At 71.4% G+C, this 23,083-nt stretch carries 19 protein-coding genes; 2 read left to right on the plus strand and 17 right to left on the minus strand.

Annotation, left to right across the window (positions count from 1 at the left end):
• Positions 1-135 precede the first annotated feature (135 nt).
• The 11 genes from ACWGH0_RS11045 to ACWGH0_RS11095 form a co-directional block, all read right to left on the minus strand.
• A complete protein-coding gene (locus ACWGH0_RS11045) occupies positions 136-1,413 on the minus strand; it encodes a thymidine phosphorylase (RefSeq protein ID WP_453403860.1) in 1,278 nt (425 codons plus the stop codon).
• Positions 1,414-1,421: 8 nt separating this feature from the next.
• The gene (locus tag ACWGH0_RS11050; protein ID WP_453403861.1) at positions 1,422-1,844 is read right to left on the minus strand and encodes a cytidine deaminase; all 423 of its coding nucleotides are present in this window, start codon (positions 1,842-1,844) and stop codon (positions 1,422-1,424) included.
• Positions 1,841-3,103 (minus strand): ABC transporter permease, encoded by a 1,263-nt coding sequence (locus ACWGH0_RS11055; RefSeq protein ID WP_453403862.1) that lies wholly within the window; start codon positions 3,101-3,103, stop codon positions 1,841-1,843. Before ACWGH0_RS11055 ends, ACWGH0_RS11050 begins: the two co-directional genes overlap by 4 nt.
• Positions 3,103-4,215, minus strand: coding sequence for an ABC transporter permease (locus ACWGH0_RS11060; RefSeq protein ID WP_453403863.1), 1,113 nt, complete (start codon positions 4,213-4,215; stop codon positions 3,103-3,105). The genes ACWGH0_RS11055 and ACWGH0_RS11060 overlap by 1 nt, the downstream gene beginning before the upstream one ends.
• The gene (locus ACWGH0_RS11065) at positions 4,215-5,741 is read right to left on the minus strand and encodes an ABC transporter ATP-binding protein (RefSeq protein ID WP_453403883.1); all 1,527 of its coding nucleotides are present in this window, start codon (positions 5,739-5,741) and stop codon (positions 4,215-4,217) included. The genes ACWGH0_RS11060 and ACWGH0_RS11065 overlap by 1 nt, the downstream gene beginning before the upstream one ends.
• Before the next feature lie 241 nt (positions 5,742-5,982).
• Entirely contained in the window at positions 5,983-7,026 is a 1,044-nt protein-coding gene (locus ACWGH0_RS11070; protein WP_453403864.1) for a BMP family lipoprotein, read from the minus strand.
• A 137-nt stretch (positions 7,027-7,163) separates the two neighbouring features.
• On the minus strand, positions 7,164-8,414 hold the full coding sequence (locus ACWGH0_RS11075; RefSeq protein ID WP_453403865.1) for an amidohydrolase: 1,251 nt from the start codon (positions 8,412-8,414) through the stop codon (positions 7,164-7,166).
• A 234-nt stretch (positions 8,415-8,648) separates the two neighbouring features.
• A complete protein-coding gene (locus ACWGH0_RS11080) occupies positions 8,649-9,725 on the minus strand; it encodes a hypothetical protein (RefSeq protein WP_453403866.1) in 1,077 nt (358 codons plus the stop codon).
• 23 nt (positions 9,726-9,748) lie between these two features.
• Entirely contained in the window at positions 9,749-10,675 is a 927-nt protein-coding gene (locus ACWGH0_RS11085) for an N-acetylneuraminate synthase family protein (RefSeq protein WP_453403867.1), read from the minus strand.
• A 37-nt stretch (positions 10,676-10,712) separates the two neighbouring features.
• Positions 10,713-12,002, minus strand: a complete 1,290-nt coding sequence (locus tag ACWGH0_RS11090; protein ID WP_453403868.1) for a cytidylyltransferase domain-containing protein — start codon at positions 12,000-12,002, stop codon at positions 10,713-10,715.
• A complete protein-coding gene (locus tag ACWGH0_RS11095) occupies positions 11,999-13,291 on the minus strand; it encodes a DUF6716 putative glycosyltransferase (RefSeq protein WP_453403869.1) in 1,293 nt (430 codons plus the stop codon). Before ACWGH0_RS11095 ends, ACWGH0_RS11090 begins: the two co-directional genes overlap by 4 nt.
• Before the next feature lie 187 nt (positions 13,292-13,478).
• Here ACWGH0_RS11095 and ACWGH0_RS11100 point away from each other — a divergent pair, with 187 nt between their 5' ends.
• Entirely contained in the window at positions 13,479-14,468 is a 990-nt protein-coding gene (locus tag ACWGH0_RS11100) for a glycosyltransferase family 2 protein (protein ID WP_453403870.1), read from the plus strand.
• A complete protein-coding gene (locus ACWGH0_RS11105) occupies positions 14,468-15,811 on the plus strand; it encodes an alpha-2,8-polysialyltransferase family protein (protein WP_453403871.1) in 1,344 nt (447 codons plus the stop codon). The genes ACWGH0_RS11100 and ACWGH0_RS11105 overlap by 1 nt, the downstream gene beginning before the upstream one ends.
• Positions 15,812-15,883: 72 nt before the next feature.
• Here ACWGH0_RS11105 and ACWGH0_RS11110 read toward each other — a convergent pair whose 3' ends face one another.
• The 6 genes from ACWGH0_RS11110 to ACWGH0_RS11135 all read right to left on the minus strand — a co-directional run.
• The gene (locus tag ACWGH0_RS11110) at positions 15,884-18,220 is read right to left on the minus strand and encodes a glycosyltransferase (RefSeq protein ID WP_453403872.1); all 2,337 of its coding nucleotides are present in this window, start codon (positions 18,218-18,220) and stop codon (positions 15,884-15,886) included.
• Positions 18,217-19,761, minus strand: a complete 1,545-nt coding sequence (locus tag ACWGH0_RS11115) for a hypothetical protein (protein WP_453403873.1) — start codon at positions 19,759-19,761, stop codon at positions 18,217-18,219. Before ACWGH0_RS11115 ends, ACWGH0_RS11110 begins: the two co-directional genes overlap by 4 nt.
• 152 nt (positions 19,762-19,913) lie before the next feature.
• Positions 19,914-20,972, minus strand: a complete 1,059-nt coding sequence (locus ACWGH0_RS11120; protein ID WP_453403874.1) for an aminoglycoside phosphotransferase family protein — start codon at positions 20,970-20,972, stop codon at positions 19,914-19,916.
• A 78-nt stretch (positions 20,973-21,050) separates the two neighbouring features.
• A complete protein-coding gene (gene leuE / locus ACWGH0_RS11125) occupies positions 21,051-21,707 on the minus strand; it encodes a leucine efflux protein LeuE (RefSeq protein ID WP_453403875.1) in 657 nt (218 codons plus the stop codon).
• Between the two features lie 54 nt (positions 21,708-21,761).
• Entirely contained in the window at positions 21,762-22,340 is a 579-nt protein-coding gene (locus tag ACWGH0_RS11130; protein WP_453403876.1) for a Uma2 family endonuclease, read from the minus strand.
• Between the two features lie 89 nt (positions 22,341-22,429).
• A partial coding sequence (locus ACWGH0_RS11135; protein ID WP_453403877.1) for a methylmalonyl-CoA mutase family protein occupies positions 22,430-23,083 on the minus strand: 654 nt, incomplete at its 5' end.

The raw sequence follows: 23,083 nt of genomic DNA on the forward strand, positions 1-23,083 counted from the left end.
GCCCGACGCCCCCCACCCCGCCCCGCCCCCCCGCACCACCCTGCGCATCGCAGGATCCGGGTACCTCCGATATCTACACTATTTACTGCGTCGGCAGCGTCAGATGTGTATAAGAGACAGGTTTTCGCCCGCGCGTCAGGCGATGCGGCCCAGCACGATCGGGTTCGGCGTGAAGTCCGTGCCCTCGGGGGAGGTGAGAACCCCGCCGTTCAAGGCTTCGAGCGCGTACTCGAACTTCTCCGGGGTGTCCGTGTGCAGGGTCATCAGGCGCTGGCCCGCGGTGACCTTGTCGCCCGGCTTGGCGTGGAGCTCGATGCCCGCGCCCGCCTGCACCTGGTCCTCCTTGCGCGCGCGGCCGGCGCCGAGGCGCCAGGCGGCCACGCCGACGGCGTACGCGTCCAGGGTGGTGAGCACGCCGGACTCCGACGCGTGGACGACGTGCTGCTCGCGGGCGACCGGCAGGGCCGCGTCCGGGTCGCCGCCCTGGGCCGCGATCATGCGGCGCCAGACGTCCATCGCGGAGCCGTCGGCGAGCGCCCTCGCCGGGTCGGCGTCCTTGAGGCCGGCCGCGTCGAGCATCTCGCGGGCGAGCGCGAGGGTCAGGTCGACGACGTCCTGGGGGCCGCCGCCGGCCAGTACCTCGACGGACTCGCGCACTTCGAGCGCGTTGCCCGCCGTGAGGCCGAGCGGGGTCGACATGTCGGTGAGGAGCGCGACCGTGCGTACGCCGTGGTCGGTGCCGAGGCCGACCATGGTGGCGGCCAGCTCGCGGGCGTCGTCGATGTTCTTCATGAAGGCGCCGGAGCCGACCTTCACGTCCAGGACGAGCGAGCCCGTGCCCTCGGCGATCTTCTTGGACATGATGGAGGAGGCGATCAGCGGGATCGCCTCCACCGTGCCGGTGACGTCCCGCAGGGCGTACAGCTTCTTGTCCGCCGGGGCCAGGCCGTCGCCCGCCGCGCAGATGACCGCGCCGGTGGACTCCAGGACGTTCAGCATCTCCTCGTTGGAGAGCAGGGCGCGCCAGCCGGGGATGGACTCCAGCTTGTCGAGCGTGCCGCCGGTGTGGCCGAGGCCCCGGCCGGAGAGCTGGGGCACGGCCGCGCCGCAGGCGGCGACGATCGGCGCGAGGGGCAGCGTGATCTTGTCGCCGACGCCGCCGGTGGAGTGCTTGTCGGCGGTGGGGCGGGAGAGCTGGGCGAAGTTCATCCGCTCGCCCGAGTTGATCATCGCGGCGGTCCAGCGGGCGATCTCGACCCGGTTCATGCCGTTGAGCAGGATCGCCATCGCGAGGGCGGACATCTGCTCGTCGGCGACCTCACCGCGCGTGTAGGCGTCGATGACCCAGTCGATCTGCTCGGGGCTCAGTTCGCCCTTGTCGCGCTTGGTCCGGATTACGGAGATGACGTCCATTGAGGTTCCTAGGTTCCTTCCGGGGTGCCGGGCGCCAAGTGCTGGGGGCCGAAGGCGTCGGGGAGCATGTCGGCGAGCGTGCGGATGCCCGCCGACGTGTCGAGCAGGAGCGCGGGGCCGCCGAATTCGTACAGCAACTGCCGGCAGCGGCCGCAGGGCATGAGGATGTCGCCCTGGCCGTCGACGCAGGTGAAGTGCGTCAGGCGGCCGCCGCCGGTGGCGTTGAGCTGTGAGACGAGGCCGCACTCGGCGCACAGGGAGAGGCCGTAGGAGGCGTTCTCCACGTTGCACCCGGTGACGGTGCGGCCGTCGTCGACGAGGGCCGCGGCGCCGACCGGGAAGCCCGAGTACGGGGCGTACGCGTGGGACATCGCCCCGCGCGCCGCCTCCCTCAGGGCTTCCCAGTCGGCCGGTGCCGCGGCGCCCGTCACTTGCCCTGCCCCTTCCGGTACGGCATGCCGTCCGCCTTGGGCATCCGCAGGCGTTGCGCCGACAGCGCGAGCACGAGCAGCGTGGTGATGTACGGGGCGGCGTCCACGAACTGGCTCGGGACCTCGTTGGTCAGCGAGTACCAGACGAAGAGGAGCACGGACGCCGCCGCGGAGATCGCCGCGGGCAGGTACTTCTTCTTGTAGAGCTGCCAGAACACGACGAGCAGCAGCAGAATCGCCAGCAGGAGCAGCATCGCGTGGACGTTCTCGGCGCCGCCGCGCAGCTTGAGGCTGTCGGTGAAGCCGAAGAGGCCCGCGCCGAGCGCCATTCCGCCCGGCATCCAGTTGCCGAAGATCATCGCGGCGAGGCCGATGTAGCCGCGGCCGCCGGTCTGGCCCTCCTGGTAGATGCCGGTCGCGACGATGGCGAGGAACGCTCCCGCGAGGCCGGCCAGGCCGCCGGAGACGACGACGGCGATGTACTTGTACTTGTAGACGTTCACGCCGAGGGATTCGGCCGCCACCGGGTTCTCGCCGCAGGAGCGCAGCCGCAGGCCGAACGCCGTGTGCCACAGGATCCAGATGGTGGCCGGGATGAGCAGCAGCGCGACGATGGTCAGCAGCGACAGGTTGGTGACGAGGCCGCCGAGGACTCCGGCGACGTCGGACACGAAGAACCAGTGTTTGCCCTGGATGTCCCGGAGCCAGTCGGAGAGCCCCGGAATGGTGACCTTGGTGATCTCGTCGATGCGCGGGGACTGCTTGGAGGAGCCGCCCTCGGCCTTGTCGAACGTGAAGTTGGACAGGTAGCGGGTGACGCCCACGGCGAGGATGTTGATGGCCACACCGGAGACGATGTGGTTCACGCCGAAGGTGACGGTGATGACGGCGTGCAGCAGACCGCCGAGCGCGCCGCCGAGGATGCCGAGGGCGACACCCGTCCACGGACCCCACTGGTAGCCGGCGTACGCGCCGAACCAGGTGCCCAGGATCATCATGCCTTCGAGGCCGATGTTGACGACGCCCGCGCGCTCGGCCCACAGGCCGCCGAGACCGGCGAGGCCGATCGGGATGGCGAGCTGGAGCGCGCCGGAGACCTGGCCGACGGAGGTCAGGTCGTCGGCGCCGCTGATGATGCGCACCAGCGAGACCAGGGCGAGCGCACCCGCGACGATCAGCAGGATCACGGGTACGGACAGCTTGCGGCGGGCGCTCTTCTTGGGCGCCGCGCTCACGGCGGAGACAGTGCTGGTACTCATTACGCCGCCACCTCCTCACGGTTCTTGCGGGCGGCCGCGGCGAGCTCCTCGCCCACCTTCTGCTGCTGGCGGCGGAGCCCGTAGCGGCGGACGAGTTCGTAACTGACGACGACCGCGATCACGATCAGGCCCTGCATGATCGTGGCGATCTCCTTCTCGTAGCCGTACTGGTCGAGCGCGGCGGACGCCTTGTCCAGGAACGCGATGAGCAGTGCGCTGAAGAAGATGCCGATCGGGTTGTTGCGGCCGAGCAGGGCGATGGTGATGCCCGTGAAGCCGATGCCGGTCGGGAAGCTGAGGCTGTACGTGTGGGTGTCGCCCAGCAGCGTCGGCATGCCGGCGAGACCGGCCACACCGCCCGAGATGAGCATCGCGGTGAGGATCATCTTCCTGGCGTCGACACCGGAGGCCGCGGCGGCGCTCTCGCTGGCGCCGGTGGCGCGCAGGTCGAAGCCGAAGCGGGTGCGGTTGAGGACGAACCAGTAGACGATGCCGAGCGCGAAGGCGACGAACGTGAAGCCGTAGATCTCGCCGCCGTCGCCCATGCTGACGCTCGGGAACCAGCCGGACTCCGCGATCTCACCCGTGGTGAGGTCGTTGGAACCCTCAAGCTGCACGCCGAAGTTGTCGGTGAGGATCAGCCAGGCGATCAGGCTGGTGGCGATGGCGTTGAGCATGATCGTCGAGACGACCTCGCTCACCCCGCGCAGGGTCTTGAGGACGCCCGCGATACCGGCCCAGAAGGCGCCGGTCAGCATGGCGACGAGCACGATCAGCGCGATGTGCAGCGGGCCCGGCAGCTCGACGGCCGCGCCGACGAGCGCCGCCATCATCGCCGCGAGGCGGTACTGGCCGTCGACGCCGATGTTGAACAGGTTCATCCGGAAGCCGACGGCGACGGCGAGCGCCGCCAGGTAGTACGTGCCCGCCTGGTTCAGGATGAGCACCTGGATGTCGGCGTACTGCGCGCTCTCGACCATCAGCTTGTACGGCTCGAACGGGTCGCGGCCCGAGGCGAGCAGCACCACCGAGGTGAGCGCGATGGCGACGACCAGCGCGAGCACTGGGCCGGCGAGGCCCAGAATCAGCCGGTCCTTGTCGATTTTCTTCATCAGGCCTCGTCCTCCGGGGCTGCCTCGAGATGGCCGGTGGCGGCGCCGGTCATGGCCGAGCCCAGCTCCTCCGGGGTGATGGTCGCCGGGTCGGCGTCCGCGACCAGGCGGCCGCGGTACATGACCCGCAGGGTGTCGGAGAGCCCGATCAGCTCGTCCAGGTCGGCGGAGATCAGCAGTACGGCCAGACCCTCGCGGCGCGCCTCGCGGATCTGGTCCCAGATCTGCACCTGTGCGCCGACGTCCACGCCGCGCGTGGGGTGGGCGGCGATGAGCAGCTTGGGCGCGTGGCTCATCTCGCGGCCGACGATCAGCTTCTGCTGGTTGCCGCCGGACAGGGAGGCGGCCGTGACCTCGATACCGGGGGTGCGGACGTCGTACTCGCGCACGATCCGCTCGGTGTCGGTGCGGGCCGCCTTCAGGTCGAGCAGTCCGCGCCTGGAGTTCGGCTCCTCGGTGACGTGCCCGAGGATGCGGTTCTCCCACAGCGGCGCTTCCAGGAGCAGGCCGTGGCGGTGGCGGTCCTCGGGGATGTAGCCGATGCCGCTCTCACGGCGCCTGCGGGTGGGCGCGTGCGAGATGTCGGCGGTGTCGAGCGTGATCACACCGCCGTCGGGGTTGCGCAGGCCCATGATCGCCTCGACGAGCTCGGCCTGGCCGTTGCCCTCGACACCGGCGATGCCGAGGACCTCGCCCTTGTGGATGGTGAAGGTGATCCCGGCGAGCACCTCGCGCACGGCGCCGTCCGGGTCGGTGGCGTTGAGCTGGAGGTTGTCGATGCGGAGCATCGGCACGTCGGTGACCGTCGACTCGCGGGTCTCCGGGGAGGGCAGTTCGCTGCCGACCATCAGCTCGGCGAGCTGCTTGGTCGTGGTGTTCGCCGGGTCGGCGGTGCCGACGGTCGTGCCGCGCCGGATGACGGTGATGTCGTCGGCGACCGAGAGGACCTCGCCCAGCTTGTGCGAGATGAAGATGACCGTCAGGCCCTCGGACTTGAGCTCGCGGAGGTTCGCGAACAGCGCGTCGACCTCCTGCGGCACCAGTACGGCGGTCGGCTCGTCGAGGATGAGGATGCGCGCGCCGCGGTAGAGGACCTTGAGGATCTCCACGCGCTGGCGGTCGGCCACGCCGAGGTTCTCGACCAGGGCGTCGGGGCGCACGTTCAGGCCGTACGCCTGCGAGATCTCCAGGATCTTGTCGCGGGCCTTGCTGCCGATGCCGTACAGCTTCTCGCCGCCGAGAACGACGTTCTCCAGGACGGTGAGGTTGTCGGCGAGCATGAAGTGCTGGTGCACCATGCCGATGCCGCGGGCGATGGCGTCGGCCGGGCTGTGGAAAGTGGCCTGCTCCCCGTCGATGGTGATGGTGCCCTCGTCCGGCTTCTGCATGCCGTAGAGGATCTTCATCAGGGTCGACTTGCCGGCACCGTTCTCACCGACGAGGGCGTGCACGGTGCCCTTGCGGATGGTGATGTCGATGTCGTGGTTGGCGACGACGCCGGGGAAGCGCTTGGTGATGCCGTGCAGTTCTACGGCGGGGGGCGGGCTTGACGCGTTGATGACGCACTCTCCTTGGCGGAAAGGAGCGGGAGGCGGGCGGGAGGCGGAGGCAGGAGGCAGGGCGCGGCGAAACTATCGTGCTGAGCGAACGTCTACGCGCGTAGCAACGCCAAATGAAGAAAAGACCGGGCACGGAATGCGGCCCGGGGGCCGGAGAGGCGGCGGAAACCGCCTCACCGGACCCCCGGGATCATGTCCTGACCGAACCTTACGGGGCGGTCTGGACCTTGATCTTGCCGGAGGAGATCTCGGCCTTCGCCTTGTCGACGGCGGCGATGAGGTCCGTCATCTTCTTGTACTCCGGGTTGGAGTCGGAGAGGCCGACGCCGTTCTCGTCGAGGCCGTAGCGGACCTCACCGGACTGCGGCTTGCCGTCCACGACCGACTTGATCAGGTTGTAGACCGCGCCGGACACGTCCTTGGTGACGGACGTGAGGATCTTGGCCTTGTACTTGGCGAGACCGGCCTGGTTGTACTGGTCCGAGTCGACGCCGATGGCCCACTTGCCGTCCACGGCGGCCGCCTCGATCGAGCCGGAGCCCGCGAGACCGGCGGCGTGGTAGATCACGTCGGCGCCCTTGTCCAGCTGGCCCTGGGCGGCGGCCTTGCCGAGGTCGGGCTTGGCGAAGCCGTCGAAGTTCGGCGGCTGCGTCAGGTACTGCTTCAGCACCTGGACCTTGGGGTTGGTGTCCTTGACGCCCTGGGCGAAGCCCGCCTCGAACTTCTTGATCAGCGGGACCTCGACACCACCGATGAAGCCGACCTTGTTGGACTTCGTGGCCTTGGCGGCGGCGACGCCGGCGAGGTAGGAGCCCTGCTCCTCGTTGAACACCATGTTGGCGATGTTCTTACCGGTCACCGACGTGTCGTCGATGATGCCGAAGGTGGTCTTCGGGAACTTCGGCGCGACCTTCTTGATGGCCGGGGCGTAGGCGAAGCCGACGCCGATCACCGGGTTGTTGCCGGAGCGGGCCAGCTCGGTGAGGCGCTGGACCTTGTCGGCGTCCGACTCGCCCTCGGAGGGCTCCTGGTCGTTGCCCTTGATGTCCAGTTCCTTCTCGGCCTTCACGAGACCGGCGTACGCCGCGTCGTTGAAGGACTGGTCACCGCGTCCGCCGATGTCGTAGGCGATGGCGGCGCTGGCTTCCTTCGAGTCGGAAGCGGAGTCCGACGTCTTGCCACACGCGGTGGCGGAGAGTGCGAGAGCTGTGGACGCGATGGCCACAGTGGCAAGCCTGGTTACGCGGCGCAAGGGAGGGCTCCTTCGACCTGACCGAAGCGCCTCTGCCGGCGCTGGTTTCGCGGCGATCGTAACGCGCGTAGATGCCGGATAAGCGACCGTACGACAGCTGTTATCGGATCGTCGTGAACGAAAGACGCCGTGGCTGATTACGAACGGTGTCCGTCAAGTAGCGCGGCGGCGGTGAAGAGTTCGACTCCGGCCTCGATCGCCGACTCGTCCACGTCGAAATCACCACGGTGCAGGTCGCGTCGGGCGGTGTCACCCGGAGTGCGTACGCCCAGACGGGCCATCGCGCCCGGCACCTGCTCCAGGTACCACGAGAAGTCCTCGCCGCCCAGGCTCTGCTCGGTGTCCTCGACGGCGTGCAGGCCGCGCCGGGCCGCCATGGCGTCGGTGAGCAGCTCGGTGACGGCGTGCTCGTTCACGACCGGCGGGACGCCCCGGACGTAGTTGATCTCGGACTTGGCGCCGTGCAGGGTGGCGATCTCGTCGATCGCGGCGTGGACCAGGTCCGGCGCCTCGTGCCAGGCGTCCAGGTCCAGGCAGCGGACGGTGCCGGCGAGCACGGCGCGCTGCGGGATGACGTTGCAGGCGTGGCCGGACTCGATGCGGCCCCAGGTCACCGCGAGACCGGCGCGCGCGTCGACGCGGCGGGCGACCAGCGCGGGTACGTCGGTGGCGACCCGGGCGACGGCCGTGACGAGGTCGGTGGTGAGGTGCGGGCGGGCCGTGTGGCCGCCCGGGCCGTCCAGCGAGATCTCCAGGCGGTCGCAGGCCGAGGTGATCGGGCCGGTGCGCAGGCCGATGCGGCCGGCGTCGACCTTCGGGTCGCAGTGCACGGCGATGATCTTGCCGACGCCCTTGAGGCCGCCGGCCTCGATCACGCCGAGCGCGCCGCCGGGCATCATCTCCTCGGCGGGCTGGAAGATCAGCCGTACGGGCTGCGGGAGCAGGCCCTGGCGGTCGAGCTCCGCGAGGACGAGACCGGCGCCGAGGACCACGGTGGTGTGCACGTCGTGGCCGCAGGCGTGCGCGCGGTCCGGGACGGTGGAGCGGTACGGAACGCCCGCCTTGGTGTCCGGGATGGGCAGCGCGTCGATGTCGGCGCGGAAGGCCAGCACGGGGCGCGCGTCGGCGCCGGGGCGCACCGAGCCGATGTCGCATACGAGTCCGGTGCCCGTCGGCAGCACGCGCGGCGTCAGGCCGGCCTTCTCCAGGCGGGCCTTGATCGCGGCGGTGGTGCGGAACTCCTGGTTCCCGAGCTCCGGGTGCATGTGCAGGTCGCGGCGGAAGGCGATCAGCTCAAGACGCAGGCTCTCGGGCAGCGTGCCGGGGAGCGGGACCATGCCCGGCACCGGCAGTGCTGCTTCTTCGGACTCGCAGATCAGCTGGCTCATCTCTGAAAGGGTAGGCGTCTTTTACGGGTAACCGACCAGCGATCTACAAAACTTCAGCCGCATAGGGGAAAGAAAGTCCGTCGCGGTGCGCTTGGGCGCCTCCCGGGGCGGGTAAGCTGCGCCGCCCCTCTCCCCGGCGCGGCCTGGAGTTTTCCGTGCGGGGCAGGGGTTCCGCCCCGGCGAGCACGCGCCCGCCACCCGTGGGCAAGGTCACTTATGTGGCGAAGTAGACATTCAGCCCAGGGCGGGCAGTCGCTGGACGTCCCGTGCCGTCGTCGTGACGCCCGACAGGAAACCTTGTGCGCGGGGAGAGGCCGAGTCCCGCAGCCACAGCGGGTCGACGTCGCAGACCGCGACCCGCACGCCCGTGCCCGCCAGGGCGAGCGGCAGGGTGTGGACCACGGTGGACGGGAAGCTCAGGATCAGCCGGCCGATCGGACCGCGCCGGGCTATCAGCTCCAGCGGCAGATCCGGGCGGACGATCTCCAGGCCCGTCTCGACGGCCAGCCGGTGCAGCTTCTCCGCGCTCTCGCGGCGGTGGGCGAAGTACCGCGTGGCCCCGTGGGCGCGGGCCAGCGCGGTGACCGCCTCGACGTACCGGTCGGGGTCCACGACGCCGGTCTCGACCAGCGAGGTCCCGACGAGGTCGGCGCCGCGCGAGACGCGCGGCGGGCCGAACGTGGTCCGGGTCCAGGCGAAGTCGTTGGCCGTGACGGTGACCCCCGGCGCCTCGTCGAGGGGCATCGAGGTGAAGATCTCGACGGCGCGGTGCCGGGACGGGGTGAGGCGGCGGCGGGCGGCCCCGGAGACCGGCCCGAACACCAGGTCGCGCGGCCCCCGGCGGCCGCCGCGCCGGTGCCAGCGCACCAGCCGCTCGCCCCCGGTGAGCTGGGCGACGAACTCCATGGTGGCCGTGCCGTCGTCGACGACGACCAGCTCACGGGCCCGGGTGATCGTCAGCAGGAGCTGTACGTACCGGGAGAACGGGTCGCCGATCACCACCCGCCGCGCCCGCCGCAGGGCGGACGCCAGACCGCCCACGGTCCGCAACGGCGCCCCCGCCCCGCCACGGGCCTCCTCCCAGCGCACCCGCATGCCGGCCCGGCGCGCGAGTTCCGCCATGCGCCGCAGCTGGCCGCGGGTCATGGGGTCCGTGGGCGACAGGACGACGACCGTCAGGTCGTGTGCCGGTGTCCCGGAGGCGGCCGCCTTCGCGTGGGCCCACTCCAGGACGTTCAGGAGCTGGACCGGGCTCTCGACGAAGGCGAGGGTGCCGGTGGCCGGAGCCTCGGTGGCGGGGGTGCCGTTCACGGCGACGTGGACCGTCTTTCCGGTCAGACCGCGACGGGCTCGCGGTCGGCGCCCTCGGCGACGACGCCCGCGACCCGGCGCAGCTTCTTCATCGGGCCGAGCTCGGACTCGTACACCTTCTTGACGCCGTCGCCGAGGGACGCCTCGATGGTGCGGATGTCGCGGACCAGGCGGGTCAGGCCGCCCGGCTCGACGGACGCGGCCTGGTCGGAGCCCCACATGGCGCGGTCGAGGGTGATGTGGCGCTCGACGAACGCGGCGCCGAGCGCGACGGCGGCCAGCGTCGTCTGGAGGCCGGTCTCGTGGCCGCTGTAGCCGATCGGGACGTTGGGGTACTCGGCCTGGAGGGTGTTGATCACCCGCAGGTTGAGCTCCTCCGCCTTCGCCGGGTACGTCGACGTGGCGTGGCAGAGCAGGATGTTGTCGCTGCCCAGCACCTCGACGGCGTGGCGGATCTGCTTCGGGGTGGACATGCCGGTGGAGAGGATGACGGTGCGGCCGGTCGCGCGCAGCGAGCGCAGCAGCTCGTCGTCGGTCAGGGACGCGGAGGCGACCTTGTGGGCCGGTACGTCGAACTTCTCCAGGAAGGCGACGGCCTCGGTGTCCCACGGGGAGGCGAACCAGTCGATGCCGCGCTTCTTGCAGTACTCGTCGATGGCGCGGTACTCGTCCTCGCCGAACTCCACGCGGTGGCGGTAGTCGATGTAGGTCATGCGGCCCCACGGGGTGTCGCGCTCGATGTCCCACTGGTCGCGCGGGGTGCAGATCTCCGGGGTGCGCTTCTGGAACTTGACCGCGTCGCAGCCGGCGTCGGCGGCGGCGTCGATGAGCGCGAAGGCGTTCTCGATGTCGCCGTTGTGGTTGATGCCGATCTCGCCGGTGACGTAGACGGGGTGGCCCGGGCCTGCGGTCTTGGAACCGAGGGTGCGGAGGCGCGAGTTGGTGCTCATGTGGTTCTTTTCCTAACGGGGAGGTGGGGGAGGTGCGTTACGGGGTGGGGGTGAGGGACGGGCCGAGGATCCAGGCGGCGATCTCGCGGATCGCGCCCTGGCCGCCCGGCACGGTCGTGACGGCGCGGGCGGCGTCACGGACGGTGTCGTGGGCGTTCGCGACCGCGACCGGCCAGCCCACGAGGGCCAGGCAGGACAGGTCGTTGACGTCGTTGCCGGCGTAGAGGACGCGCTCGGGCGCGACGCCCTGCTCCTCGCACCAGCGCTTGAGGGCGAGGTCCTTGCGGTCGACGCCGTGGAGTACGGGGATGCGCAGCTTGCGGGCCCGTGCGGCGACGACGGCGTTCTCCTCCGTGGACAGGATCAGCAGCTTGAGCCCCGACTTGCGCAGGGCCGCGATGCCGAGCCCGTCGCCGCGGTGCACGGCGACGAGTTCGCGTCCTTCGGAGTCGATCAGCACCCGGTCGTCGGTCTGGGTGCCGTCGAAGTCGATGACGACCGCGTCGACGTCGTCGCGGGTCGGCAGGCCGCCCGCCGCTTCCCGCGGGTCGAGGAGGGGCGCCAGCGCGCGGGCGCGGGCCAGGTCGTGCGGGTCGTCGATCTCCAGGACGCGGGCCGGGTCCGTGACGACCAGGGCGGTCCGCCCGAAGAAGCGGTGCCCGGTCTTGCGGAATCCGGCGGCGTCCATGGCGTACGCCGCGCCCGTCTCCAGGTAGTCCTGCGGACGGTCCTGTCGGCGGGGGCGGAAGCTCTTGTCGTGGTTGACCCCGACGGCGCCGGTGGTCGCGGCTTCCGGGGCGGCGTCCGGGGCGCTCTCGCGCCAGACGAAGCCGTGGAACGGGGCCACCGTGTGCGCGGTGTCCGCGCCGTCCTCGGCGACCGCGGCGCAGACGCCGTCGACGTCCTCGCCGGTCAGGAACGGGCTGGTGCACTGCACCAGCAGCACCACGTCCACCACCGCGCCGTGCATCGCCTCGTGGGCGTCCAGGGCGTGCAGTACGGCCGATTCGCTGGTGGCCTTGTCGCCCGCGATGTCGGCCGGGCGCGGCACGCAGTCGACCCGGGCGGCGTGGCCGAGGGCCGCCGCGGCGTCCCGTGCCGCCGCCGCGATGGCGGGGTCGTCCGTGGAGACGGCGACGTGCGTGACCCGGCCCGCGGCGAGGCACGCCCGGACGGCGCGCGCCACGAGCGGCGCTCCCCCGACGGCGGCGAGGTTCTTCGCCGGCACGCCCTTGGATCCGCCGCGGGCGGGGATGACGGCCAGAACCCGGGGCACGGGCTCGGCCGTACCGGACTGCTGCTGCTGCTGCTGCGGCTGGCTGCTCATAGTTCTCCCATGCGGCGGATGACGGGGGCCACGCGCTGCACCCCGTGGCGGTACGCCCCGCGCGCCGCCTCCCGTACGGCGTCGCGCAGGACGCGGCGTACGCCGGTGACGTCGGTGGTGGTGCGGACGCCGTCGAGACGGTGGCGGGCGAGGATGCCGGGGAGGTAGCCCGGCGCGGTGGCGGAGGTGTAGTACGGGGCGATCGGCGGGAGGCCGGGGCGCTCCAGGAGTGCGGCGACCCGCTCACGCAGGGCGTCGAAGGCCGTCTCGTACGAGCCGTCCGCGGCCACTCCCTGCCGGCGCAGCCACTCCTCGTCGGCGTGCGGGAGGTGGCCGGCGTCGAGCTGGTCCCAGGAGGCGAGGCACCCGGAGCCGAGGAAGTGGTGGTTGCCGAGGGCCTCGCGCACGCCCAGGTCGGTGAGGACGGCGGTCGGCACGCGGCGGTGCAGCGACTCCAGGGCAGCGGTCGAACTGACCGTGACGAGCAGGTCCGTGCGGTCGAGCACCTCGCCCATGTGCCCGTACACGAGGCGGAAGTTGGGCGGTGTGCCGCCCTCCAGCCGCGCCGCGAGCTTCTGGTAGGGCAGTTCCTCGATGTGCGTGGTGTGCTCGCCCGGCTTGCTGCGGAGCTTGAGGAGCACCTCGCGGCCCGGGTGCAGCCGGGCGTGCCGGACCAGGCGGCGCAGCAGGTAGGCGCGGTCGGCGCGGGACTGCGGCACGGAGGGCTGGGCGGCGAAGACGACGGTGCCCGTCTCCGTGCCCGTGTAGCGGTCGCCGCCCAGGAAGGGCAGCGCCGCCTCGGTCACGGAGGAGGCGTCGGCGCCCACGCCCTCGTACACCGCGCGGAAACGCTCCGCGTCGTGGCGCGAGTTGGCGATGACGATGTCCGCGCCGTGGCGCAGCAGCAGCCCGTCGGCCAGCTTCTCGTAGACGACGCCGACGTATCCGGTGCCGATGACCGGCCGGCGGTCGGTGCCCGGCCACAGCGGCGCGAGACCGTGCAGCATCGCCTGTACGGCTCCCCCGACGAGGGCGAGCAGGACGACGTCGTACGGCTCGTGCTCGACCTCCGCGACGAACTCGGCGGCGGTCACTTCCCGCACGCCCTCGACCGGTACGCCGACCTCGGCGAGCTGGCGGGGTGTGGGGGTGGCCCGGCCGCGCAGCAGGAATCCGTCGACACGGGATTCCGGTGCGATACGGCGGGCAGTGAGGGCGCCCCATTTCCATCGCGTGTCGGAATCGGCGATCACGGCGATTCGCAGGGCTTTGCTGGTACTTGCTGGCACATCGACGAAACTAGGGAGCCATTCCGATTGACGGCCCAACTCAGCCGCAACAAACGGTTAACAGCACATCGACGATCGGCGTCGGCGCCCGGAAAGCAGACGGGTTAACCATTCCGCCATTCTTCGTTCACCCGGCATCCCTCCGGGGGTCGCGGCGAATGCCGTGGTGCGCCCTAGCGTCGCGGAGGTGGTCAAGCTCTCTGTCGTCGTGCCGTTCTATAACGTGCAGACATACGCCCCAGACACCCTTCGGAGCCTTCGCGCCAACGCGCGGGAGGACTTCGAGTTCATCCTCGTCGACGACTGTTCGACCGACGGAACGCCGGAGATACTCCGGCGCGCCGAACGTGACCTGCCGGGGGCGGTCCTGGTCAGACACGAGACCAACGGCGGCCTGGCCACCGCCCGCAACACCGGGCTCGACGCGGCGCGCGGCGAGTACCTGGCCTTCCTCGACGGCGACGACTGGCTCGCCCCCGGCCACTACGCGCGCCTGCTGGCCGCGATGGAGGAGCTGGGCTGCGACTTCGTGCGCACGGACCATGTGCAGTGCACCGGGCGCGCCCGTACGGTCCACCGCGTCCCGCACGGCAGGCGGGGCGTCGTCATGTCGCCGCGCGACGCGATCCTGCCCGCCAGCCGTTCCACCTCCGTCGACTACGCGTACGCGTGGGCCGGCATGTACCACCGCAGGCTCGCCGACCGGGGGCTGCTGCACTTCACCGACGGCCTGCGCACGGCCGAGGACCGACCGTGGATCTGGCGGCTGCACCGGGAGGCGGAGAGCTTCGCGGCACTCGGCACCCTGGGCGTCTTCTACCGGCGGGGCGTCTCGTCGTCGCTGACGCAGATCGGTGACGTACGGCAGCTCGACTTCATCCGCGCCTTCGACCAGGTCGTCGAGGAGACGGCGAAGGACCCGGACGCGGACCGGCTGCTGCCCAAGGCCGTCCGTACGTACTGCGCCATCATTTCCCACCATCTCGGCAGCATCGAACGATTCGAACCGGCGGTGGCCCGGAAATTGCGGACGATGAGTGCGGCGGCGCTGAGGCGTATGCCGCAGGATTTCCTCAAGGACGCACTGGATTCCATGGACATGGAGCGTTCGGGGCGGTTGCGGCGGTTGCGCCGCCGGCCCGTGCCCGCCTCCGCCGCGCCGGAGGTGGCGGCCTGATGCCCACGACGCAGATCTTCTTCGCCTCCACCCTGTACGGCGCGGCAACGCTCGCCGCCGCGATCGACAGCGACTGCTTCGGCCCGGCCGGCCGGCGCCTGCTGCTGGTCAGCAACAACGCCACGACGCCCGAGACGACGCCCTCCGTCGACGAGATGCCGGGCTTCGAGCGGCTGCGGACCCGCTTCGACGGCGTGCTCTCCTGGAACGAGGCCGTCGCGCCCTTCCATCCGGGCGCCTGGTCGCCGCGCGTGGAGGACATCCCGCTGTGGGAACGGCACCTGCGGCTGCTGTGGGGGCTCGGCGACGACACCGTCGAGCTGTTCGTCGAGTCCATCCAGGTCGATCCTGCGCTCGCGCTCACCCAGATGTTCACGGACGCGCCCGTCGAGGTGTACGCCGACGGACTGATGAGCTACGGCCCGACCCGCAACAAGCTCGACCCGCTGGTCGGCACACGCGTACGCCGCCTGCTGCACCTGGACCTGGTGCCGGGCCTGACGCCGCTGCTGCTGGGCGAGTTCGACGTGCCGCCGGAGGTCGTGCCCACCGAGGCGTTCATGAAGGTGCTGTCGGAACTGGCCGACGCGGAGGACGGGTTGGACGTCCCGGCCGGCGCCGCCCTGCTGCTCGGCCAGTACCTGTCGGCGCTGAACATCCTCACCGCCGAGGAGGAGGAGGACCTCCACGTCAGGATGTTGCGCGGGGCCGTCGGGCGCGGGCACCGGCAGGTGGTCTTCAAGCCGCATCCCACGGCGCCCGCCCGCTGGTCGCGGGTGCTGGAGCGCGAGGCGCGGGAGCTGGGGGTCGAACTGACCGTCCTGGAGAGCCCGGTCCTGGCCGAGGTGCTCTACCAGCGGTTCCGTCCGGCGCTGGTCGTCGGGTGCTTCTCGACGGCGCTGATGACGGCGAGCACGTTCTACGGGGTGCCGGTCGTCCGCACGGGCACGGACGTCCTGCTGGAACGCCTCTCGCCGTACCAGAACAGCAACCGCGTGCCGGTCACGATCGTCGACGCGCTGCTCCCCGCCCTGGCCGGGGACGACGGCCGTGCGGAACCGGTCTCGCTGCCGTACCTGACCGGCCTGCTGCGGGCCGTCGGGTTCGCGATGCAGCCCCGGATCCGTGCGGACCTGCGTCCGGCGGCCGAGCGCTTCCTCACCCAGCACCTGGCGGGGGGCACCTGGCGGTACTTCAAGCGCCGCCGGCTGACCACGCTGGCGCTGCCCGGCGCGGTCCCGCGGCAGTTCGCGTTCGTGCCGCGCAACGCGGCGCTGCGGCGGGTGGTCCGCAGGGCCCGGTCGTTCAAGCGGGCCGCGCTCAAGAAGGCCGCGCTGGGCTGACCTCCGTACGACGGTGAGGGCGGGCCACTGAAGATCAGTGGCCCGCCCTCTTTCCGTGTGCCCGCCCGCGCGTCAGGCAGCCGGGCGGCCCAGGAGGATCCGCAGGTCGGCGGCGTTGGCCTCGGTCACCTTCCACAGTTCCTGCTGGCGGCCGTGCACGTCGGCCACCGACGCCGCGTGGTCGTCCAGCAGCCCCAGCGCGCGCTCGGTGAGCACCGCCCCGAGGTTCTTGTCGTGGACGGAGATGCCCCACTCGGGCCGCTCGATGTCGGACAGGAAGTACGCCATCTTCGGGTGCGAGATCAGGCTGATGATCGGCGTGCCGCAGCCGAACGGGATCATCCCCGCGTGGCCGCGCATCCCGATCACCAGCTTGGTGCGGGCGTACGTGTCCCTGATCGCGTCGTTGTCGAAGTCGTACATCGGGATGACCGGCAGCGACACGCCGTGCTCGCGCCGCAGGTCGAACGCGATCTTCTCGTCGTCGAGCGAGTGCGCCACGCACTTCACCTCGGCGTGGGCGCCGAGGGCCCGCACGGCCTTCGCCATCTCCGACAGGAAGTGGCCGTAGTCGTGGCCGAACCGCAGCCCCGCCCTGTCGTACGCCGCGTTCACCAGGACCGTGTCCTCCCGGCCGCGGGGGTCGGTCCAGCCGTCCACCAGCTGCCGGGTGACGGTCGTGGGGCAGGGCTGGTAGCGCACCTTGTCGTGCAGCTCGGCGGGGAGCAGCGCCCGCACCTTCTCGATCGAGCCGTGATTGCGGAGCCCGAAGAAGGAGGCGCGCTCGACGAGGGTGCGCAGGGCGGTGTTGAAGCGCCCCGCCCGGTACGACTGGCCGTCGAAGGCGTTGAAGCCGACGGCGTACACCATGACGGGTACCTCGACGCGGTTCAGCAGCGCGTCGGGGACGTTCCACTGCCAGGCGCTGTTGCCGTTCGGGGCGGTGTCCGGGATGAACAGTCCGCCGCCGCCGATGACCAGGCCGCGCCTGGCGTTGACGCGCTCCAGGGCCGCCTCGTCGAAGAGCCGGTGCGCGTGGACGGAGTGCCACTTGCGCGGGCCGGGGTCGGAGGCCGGGTCGACGGCCAGCCGCACGGTCTCCGGCAGCAGCTTGTCGCCCGCGTTGCCCTGCCGTTCCATGTAGAAGGCGACGTGGGCGAGCTGCTCGCCGGCCACGCCCTCGGGCGCCGCCTGCGGGTTCTCGGTGCGCAGGCGCATCAGCCGGTTCGCGCGGTGCGTCGGGTCGACCCGCAGCCCGTCGAGCGCGTGCCGCCGCGCCTCCTCGTCGTCGCCGTGGATCCAGGCGATCTGCGCGAGCCGGCCGAAGGCCGTGGCGGCCCGGTTCGGGGCGGCGGTGGCCAGCAGGAGCTGCGCGCGGGCCTCGTCGTAGCGGGAGACGCTCATCAGGGCGTGGCCGAGCACCTCGTGCGGCCAGGCCGAGTCCAGGGGGATGTGCACGCGCTCCAGCACGTCCACCGCCTCCTGGTACTCCCCCGCCGCGATGTGCGCCGCGGCGACCTTGCGGGCGCTCTCCACGTCGCCGGTGCGCCGGACGTGCGCGGTGCCGAAGTGCACGAGCAGGTCGTGGTGCGCCCCCTTGCCCTGCGCCATGAACGCGGCGTGGAACTGCGCGTCCGACAGCTCGAACTCGCGCCAGCGGTCCTCCGCCTGCCCGTACCCCGCCTCGCCGCCCTGCCAGGGCTTGTGCCGCCCGGTGAAGTGCAGGATCGCGGTGTCGTCCGGCACGGGGAGGTCGCCGGACAGCCGCCGCTTGACGAAGTTGTAGCGGGCGTCGAGCTGCACGAAGTCCCCGTCGAGCACGGCGTTCAGGATGCCCTGGTCGTGCTTGTCGAGCTCGTACGAGCCGCTGCGCCCGGTGGCGTCGAGGCGCGCGCAGAACTCGTCGCTGAGGTACTCGCGCTGGATGACGAGCAGACCGCTGTTGAGCTTGTGCTGCCCGTAGAAGAACTGCGGTACGGCCGCCAGCCCCTCGCGCAGCTTCAGCAGCTCGCCCAGGTCGCCGAGGACCACCATGTCGGTGTCCAGGGTGATGACGGTGTCGTAGTCGCGGATGCGGAAGACGTCGAGGATGAAGTACGCCTTGCGGACGAGGTAGTTGTCCTGGTCGCCCTTGGCGTACGTGTCGTAGCGGGCGGCGTCGACGCGGCGCAGCTCGACGCGCGGGTGCAGCGCCCGGATGCGGGCGACGGAGGAGGGCTTCAGATCGTCGTGCAGCACGATGAAGTCCTCGCACAGGCCCGGGTTCGACAGGGCGAGGCTGCGCAGCAGCGCGAGGAAGCCGGGCAGGTAGTTCTCGTCGACGAAGCTGGCGAAGGCGATGCGGCGCTTGCCGGTGAGGGTGCTCGCGCCGCCGTCGGCGGGTCCGGCGGCCGGGGTGGTGGATGTCATCGCAGGGATATCCTCATGTCACTGACGCTCTGGGCGCGTTCCATGACCCACGCCTTTTCGCTGGTGTATTCGTGCACGGACGTGATGGGCATCCGCATCGCCTCCTGGAGGCGGTAGGCGCCGCTCTCGTAGAAGTCGAAGCCGATGAGGTCGAGCGTCGGGCTGACGTCGAGGAAGTCCAGCAGCCACAGCATGTTGAACCCGGTGGTGGGGATGGACGGCCACACGTCCGCCCCGACCTTGCCGACGTTGCGCAGCGGCCAGCGCAGCGACTCGTCCCCGAGGTACTTCTGGGCCCCGGGCACCAGGCGGTTGCGCAGCGAGTGCTTCCAGTCGCCGGACACCCCGCCGAAGACGAGCCGGGTCGTCACCGGCCGCTCCCAGTTGAAGCCGTGCTTGTGGATGGTGGCGTGGATGTCGGTGCGGCCGCCGGTCGCCGGCGCGTCGATCTTGTACGAGTTGAAGCGGACGACGAGGTCGTACGCGTCGATCTCGGCGCCGAGGGACCCGCTGCCGACCCGCCGGCTGTTCGCGATCAGGCAGATGGACTTGCCCGCGATCTGATTGCGGAACTCCCCCAGGCTGATCCAGTCGACGCCGCCGAAGGTGGGGTCGGGGACCGGCCCGCGCATGCGGTTGCGGCGCTGCTCGGCGTAGAGCGTGATCAGTTCCCGCAGCTCGGCGGCCCGGCCGCCGTTCGCCCCGATCCGCAGTTCGAGGTACTGGCCGACCGCCGCCTGGACGTCCTGCACCGGGCTTTCGGCCCGCTCCATCGCGAGCAGCGCGCCGACCAGGCGCGGTTCGGCCTGCTCCAGGCTGCCGCGCGCGTGCAGCGCGAGACCCTCGGCCCAGACGTCGGTGGCCGGTCCGGCGGAGTACGCCGCCGCCTCGGGGCATTCGCGCTCCAGCAGCCGCAGGAGCTCGTCCTGGCGGCGGCCGCCCTCGCGCAGGCCGGCGATGCTGGGCCCCACGCCGAAGCCGTCGTCGTCCGTGAGGGCCAGGTAGCGCTCGTACGCCTCGATGGTGGCGGCCTCGTCGCCGAGGGCCTCCAGCGTACGGGCACGCAGCCGCCAGCCGGCGCGCGAGTTCTTGCGCAGGGTGAGGACGGTGTCGCTGATGAGCAGGGCCAGCCGCAGCTCGTCGTCGTAACCGCACTCCAGCGCCTTGCCGCCGACGGCGAGCAGCGCGTCGAGCAGGTCACCGCTCAGCTCGTCGGAGGGGCCGGTGGTGGCCTTGGCGGCGCGCCGGAGCAGGGCCGTGGCGCCGGAGGCGGCCGGCGCCGGGGCCTGCGCCAGCGCCCGGGTGGCGAGCAACTGCCGCAGTTTCTCGGAGAGTTCCGTACGCCTGCGGTCGAGCCCCGCGACGAGCTTGCCGCTGTGCACGGCGCAGGCGCGCAGACACGTGTCGAGCCCGGTCGGGTTGATCCCCTTGCTTCCCTCGATGCCGGCAGGCGGCACGCTGGACGGCGCCTGGCCGTCGGGCGCGCCGGTGGGGTTCTCGCCGCCGCGCGGTCTCGGCCATCGGTTGCGGGCCTTCGTCATGATGCTCCAAGGTCATTCCGCCCGCTGACAGTTGGCGGGTCCGCGTCACCCTAGGAACCGCGACCGACCGGCGGGTGAACTCCCCTCGTCGCCGAGGGAAATAGTTGAGCGTTGAGCATCGGGCGGGGAGCGGACGCCCGGCCGGGCGGACGTCAGAGCCCGGGGCGCTCACTGTGCGCGGGCAGCGGGCGCGGGGCCGGCCGGCCTGCCGCCAGCCGGGCGGCGAGGGCGCCGCTGAGGAGGCCGAGGGCGTGCAGCCCGTCGTGGTCCCGGGCCAGCGCGGCGACCACGGTGAGCCGGTGGAGGAGCCGCTCCCGGGCGGAGGCGGGGCCCCAGCGGAAGTCCTCGGCGGCGGCCCGGGCGAGGTGATCTACGGACGTGCGGCGGGCGCGTTCGACGAGGGCGTCACCGGTGACGAGCCAGCCGGCGCAGGCGTCGGCGAGGTCACCGGGCACGTCGGCGCCGGTGATCCCGCGCCAGGTGGCGCGGTACACCTCCTCCGCCTCCGCGAGCGGGGGGCCGGTGACCGACATGGCGCACCAGCAGGTCGGGAAGCCGATCCGGACGTAGGCGAGCTCGACGAGGCCGTTGCCCAGCGAGGCGTGCTCGAAGTCGACGAACCGGACGCCGGTGGCGGTCCGCAGGTCGTTGCCCGGGCAGGGGTCGCCGTGCAGCAGGGCGTGGTGGGGCGCGGGGTCGAGCCGGCCGAGCAGACCGGCCAGTTCTCCTTCGACGCCCCGGGGGACGGGCACGCCGAGGGTGCGCGCGAACTTCAGGAAGGCGTCGGCGTCGGCTCCGGACGGCCCGGACCAGGCGGGCAGCGTGCCGGCGTCGGCCGGGCCGGTCAGCGCGTGCAGCCGGGCCAGCGACTCGGCGTACGCCGGCAGCCAGTCCTCCCCGGGCCCCAGGTCGTCCACGTGCTCCATGACGAGCACGCGGGCCGCCGGGTCCGCCCCGAGCAGCGCGGGCGCGACGCCGGGGGCCGCGGCCCGGGCGGCCAGCCTCAGGGCGGCCGCCTCGCGCGCGTACCGCGCGTCGGCGCAGACTCCGCCGCCGTTCCCCTCGACGGTCTGCTTGACGATCACGCGCCCGCCGCCGCGCACCTCCACCCGCCACACCCGTGAGCGCGGGCTGCTGTCCAGCAGGTCGGCGCGCCCGGGCGCGCCGACCAGGGAGCGCAGCGTGTCACTGAGCGGCACGGAGGCGGTCATGCCGGCCAGCGTAGGGACGCCGGCCGGTCGCCGCCATCGAGTAAGCGGGCCACCGGTACAGCCCCGGGCTGCGGGGGGTCAGACGCTGCTGACCGACAGCTTTGCCGCGAAGCCCAGGAACAGGACGCCCGCCGCCGAGGTCGCGCCCGCCGACAGGCGCCGGCGGCGCCGGAAGACGGCGGCCAGGTGGGTGCCGCCGAAGATCAGGGCGGAGAGGTAGAGCACGCTCGCGAGCTGGGCGAGGACGCCGAGCAGGACGAAGGAGAGCGCGGGGTGGGCGTACGCCGGGTCGACGAACTGCACGAAGAACGAGATGAAGAACAGGATCGCCTTCGGGTTGAGCAGGCTGATCACGAAGGCGCGCCGGAACGGGCGCTCGGCGGCCGGCGCGGCGTCGGCGGCCGGCGCGACCTGCTCGATGCGCTCCTCCCTGGTGCGCCACATCGACCAGGCCGCGCGCATCATCCCGATCGCCAGCCAGGTCAGGTAGCCGGCGCCGGCGTACTTCACGATGCCGAACAGCAGCGCGTTCGCCTGGAGCAGCGACGCCACACCGGCAGCGGACAGCACCATGAGCACCGTGTCGCCGCACCAGACGCCCGCGGCGGCCGTGTAGCCCGTGCGTATGCCGCGGCGAGCCGCGACGGACAGGACGTAGAGGGAGTTCGGTCCCGGCAGAAGAATGATCAGTACGAGCCCGACGAGGTAGGTCGGCAGATCGGTTACACCCAGCATGGGCGGAGTGTCGCACACGGGTACGACACTGGGCCGGGGTATTTCGCAGTGCGGTCAGTCACCGTCGAGGAGCGTGTCCACGCGCAGTTCGAGGGTGACGCCGACGGAGGCGGGGACGGGGACCGAGGCCCCGCGCCCGTACCGCTGCGGCGGCGGGTACTTGCCGTCCGCCGGATCGCTGTAGAGCAGCACCTCACCGTGCTTGCGGTCTGCCACGACGTACACGGGGACCCCGGCCTCGGCATAACTCTCGACCTTGGTCCCGAGGTCGTCGGTCCAGTTCGAGGAGGTCACCTCCACCACGAGGCGGAAGACGTTCGGGGCGTAGCAGTTCTTCCGCACCTGCGCGTCCCGGAAGTCCTCGTCGACCACGGAGAAGTCGGGGATCGCGTAGTCGTCGGGGAGGCCGGGCAGCCACAGGCCGATGCCCTGAACGTACTCCAGGCCGGCCTCTTCCACTCCCGCCCGGTCGAACGCCCTGCCCAACTTGGTCAACGACAGTGCATGTGAGCCGTCCGGCAGCGGTGTCACGATGAGCCTCCCCTGGAGAATCTCCACGCGGTGCCCAGGCAGCGCACGGGAGAGCAGGTCGGCGGCTTCGCCCAACGTCAGCTCGTGTTGCATGACAGCCACGGCATCCTCCTCGTCGGGGATCACTCTCCACCGAGAGTAGCCGGGGGCACCCGCGCTCCGCCCCCGGTCACTCGTCCGTGGTGCGCGCCTCAGAAGGCGTTCGTCGGGACGTACGTGCCCCAGACCTCGCGCAGCGCGTTGCAGACCTCCCCCACCGTCGCCCGGGCCCGCAGCGCGTCCTTCATCGGGTAGAGGACGTTGTCGGTGCCCTCCGCCGCCTTCTTCAGCTCCACCAGCGCGGCGTCCACCGCCGCCTGGTCGCGCTCCGCGCGCAGCTTCGCGAGGCGGTCGGCCTGCTGGGCCTCGATGGCGGGGTCGACGCGCAGCGGCTCGTACGGCTCCTCCGTCTCCAGCTGGAACCGGTTGACGCCGACCACCACGCGTTCGCCGCTGTCCGTCTCCAGCGCGATGCGGTAGGCACTGCGCTCGATCTCGTTCTTCTGGAAGCCGCGCTCGATCGCGTTGACCGCGCCGCCCATGTCCTCGACCTTCTCCATCAGCTCCAGGGCGGCGGTTTCGACCTCGTCGGTCATCTTCTCGACGACGTACGAGCCGGCGAAGGGGTCGACGGTGGCGGTGACGTCGGTCTCGTACGCGAGGACCTGCTGGGTGCGCAGGGCGAGGCGGGCGGACTTGTCGGTGGGAAGGGCGATGGCCTCGTCGAAGGAGTTGGTGTGCAGGGACTGCGTTCCGCCGAGTACGGCGGCCAGGCCCTGGACGGCGACGCGGACGAGGTTGACCTC

Source organism: Streptomyces sp. NPDC054887 (genome assembly GCF_053610585.1).

What these genes read in the sequence shown, in the direction of transcription:
- ACWGH0_RS11045 (WP_453403860.1), bottom strand. Translation starts at nt 1,413, where the DNA reads ATGGACGTCATCTCCGTAATCCGGACCAAGCGCGACAAGGGCGAACTG.
- ACWGH0_RS11055 (WP_453403862.1), bottom strand. Translation starts at nt 3,103, where the DNA reads ATGAGTACCAGCACTGTCTCCGCCGTGAGCGCGGCGCCCAAGAAGAGC.
- ACWGH0_RS11060 (WP_453403863.1), bottom strand. Translation starts at nt 4,215, where the DNA reads ATGAAGAAAATCGACAAGGACCGGCTGATTCTGGGCCTCGCCGGCCCA.
- ACWGH0_RS11075 (WP_453403865.1), bottom strand. Translation starts at nt 8,414, where the DNA reads ATGAGCCAGCTGATCTGCGAGTCCGAAGAAGCAGCACTGCCGGTGCCG.
- ACWGH0_RS11085 (WP_453403867.1), bottom strand. Translation starts at nt 10,675, where the DNA reads ATGAGCACCAACTCGCGCCTCCGCACCCTCGGTTCCAAGACCGCAGGC.
- ACWGH0_RS11090 (WP_453403868.1), bottom strand. Translation starts at nt 12,002, where the DNA reads ATGAGCAGCCAGCCGCAGCAGCAGCAGCAGCAGTCCGGTACGGCCGAG.
- ACWGH0_RS11105 (WP_453403871.1), top strand. Translation starts at nt 14,468, where the DNA reads ATGCCCACGACGCAGATCTTCTTCGCCTCCACCCTGTACGGCGCGGCA.
- ACWGH0_RS11110 (WP_453403872.1), bottom strand. Translation starts at nt 18,220, where the DNA reads ATGACATCCACCACCCCGGCCGCCGGACCCGCCGACGGCGGCGCGAGC.
- ACWGH0_RS11115 (WP_453403873.1), bottom strand. Translation starts at nt 19,761, where the DNA reads ATGACGAAGGCCCGCAACCGATGGCCGAGACCGCGCGGCGGCGAGAAC.
- ACWGH0_RS11120 (WP_453403874.1), bottom strand. Translation starts at nt 20,972, where the DNA reads ATGACCGCCTCCGTGCCGCTCAGTGACACGCTGCGCTCCCTGGTCGGC.
- leuE (WP_453403875.1), bottom strand. Translation starts at nt 21,707, where the DNA reads ATGCTGGGTGTAACCGATCTGCCGACCTACCTCGTCGGGCTCGTACTG.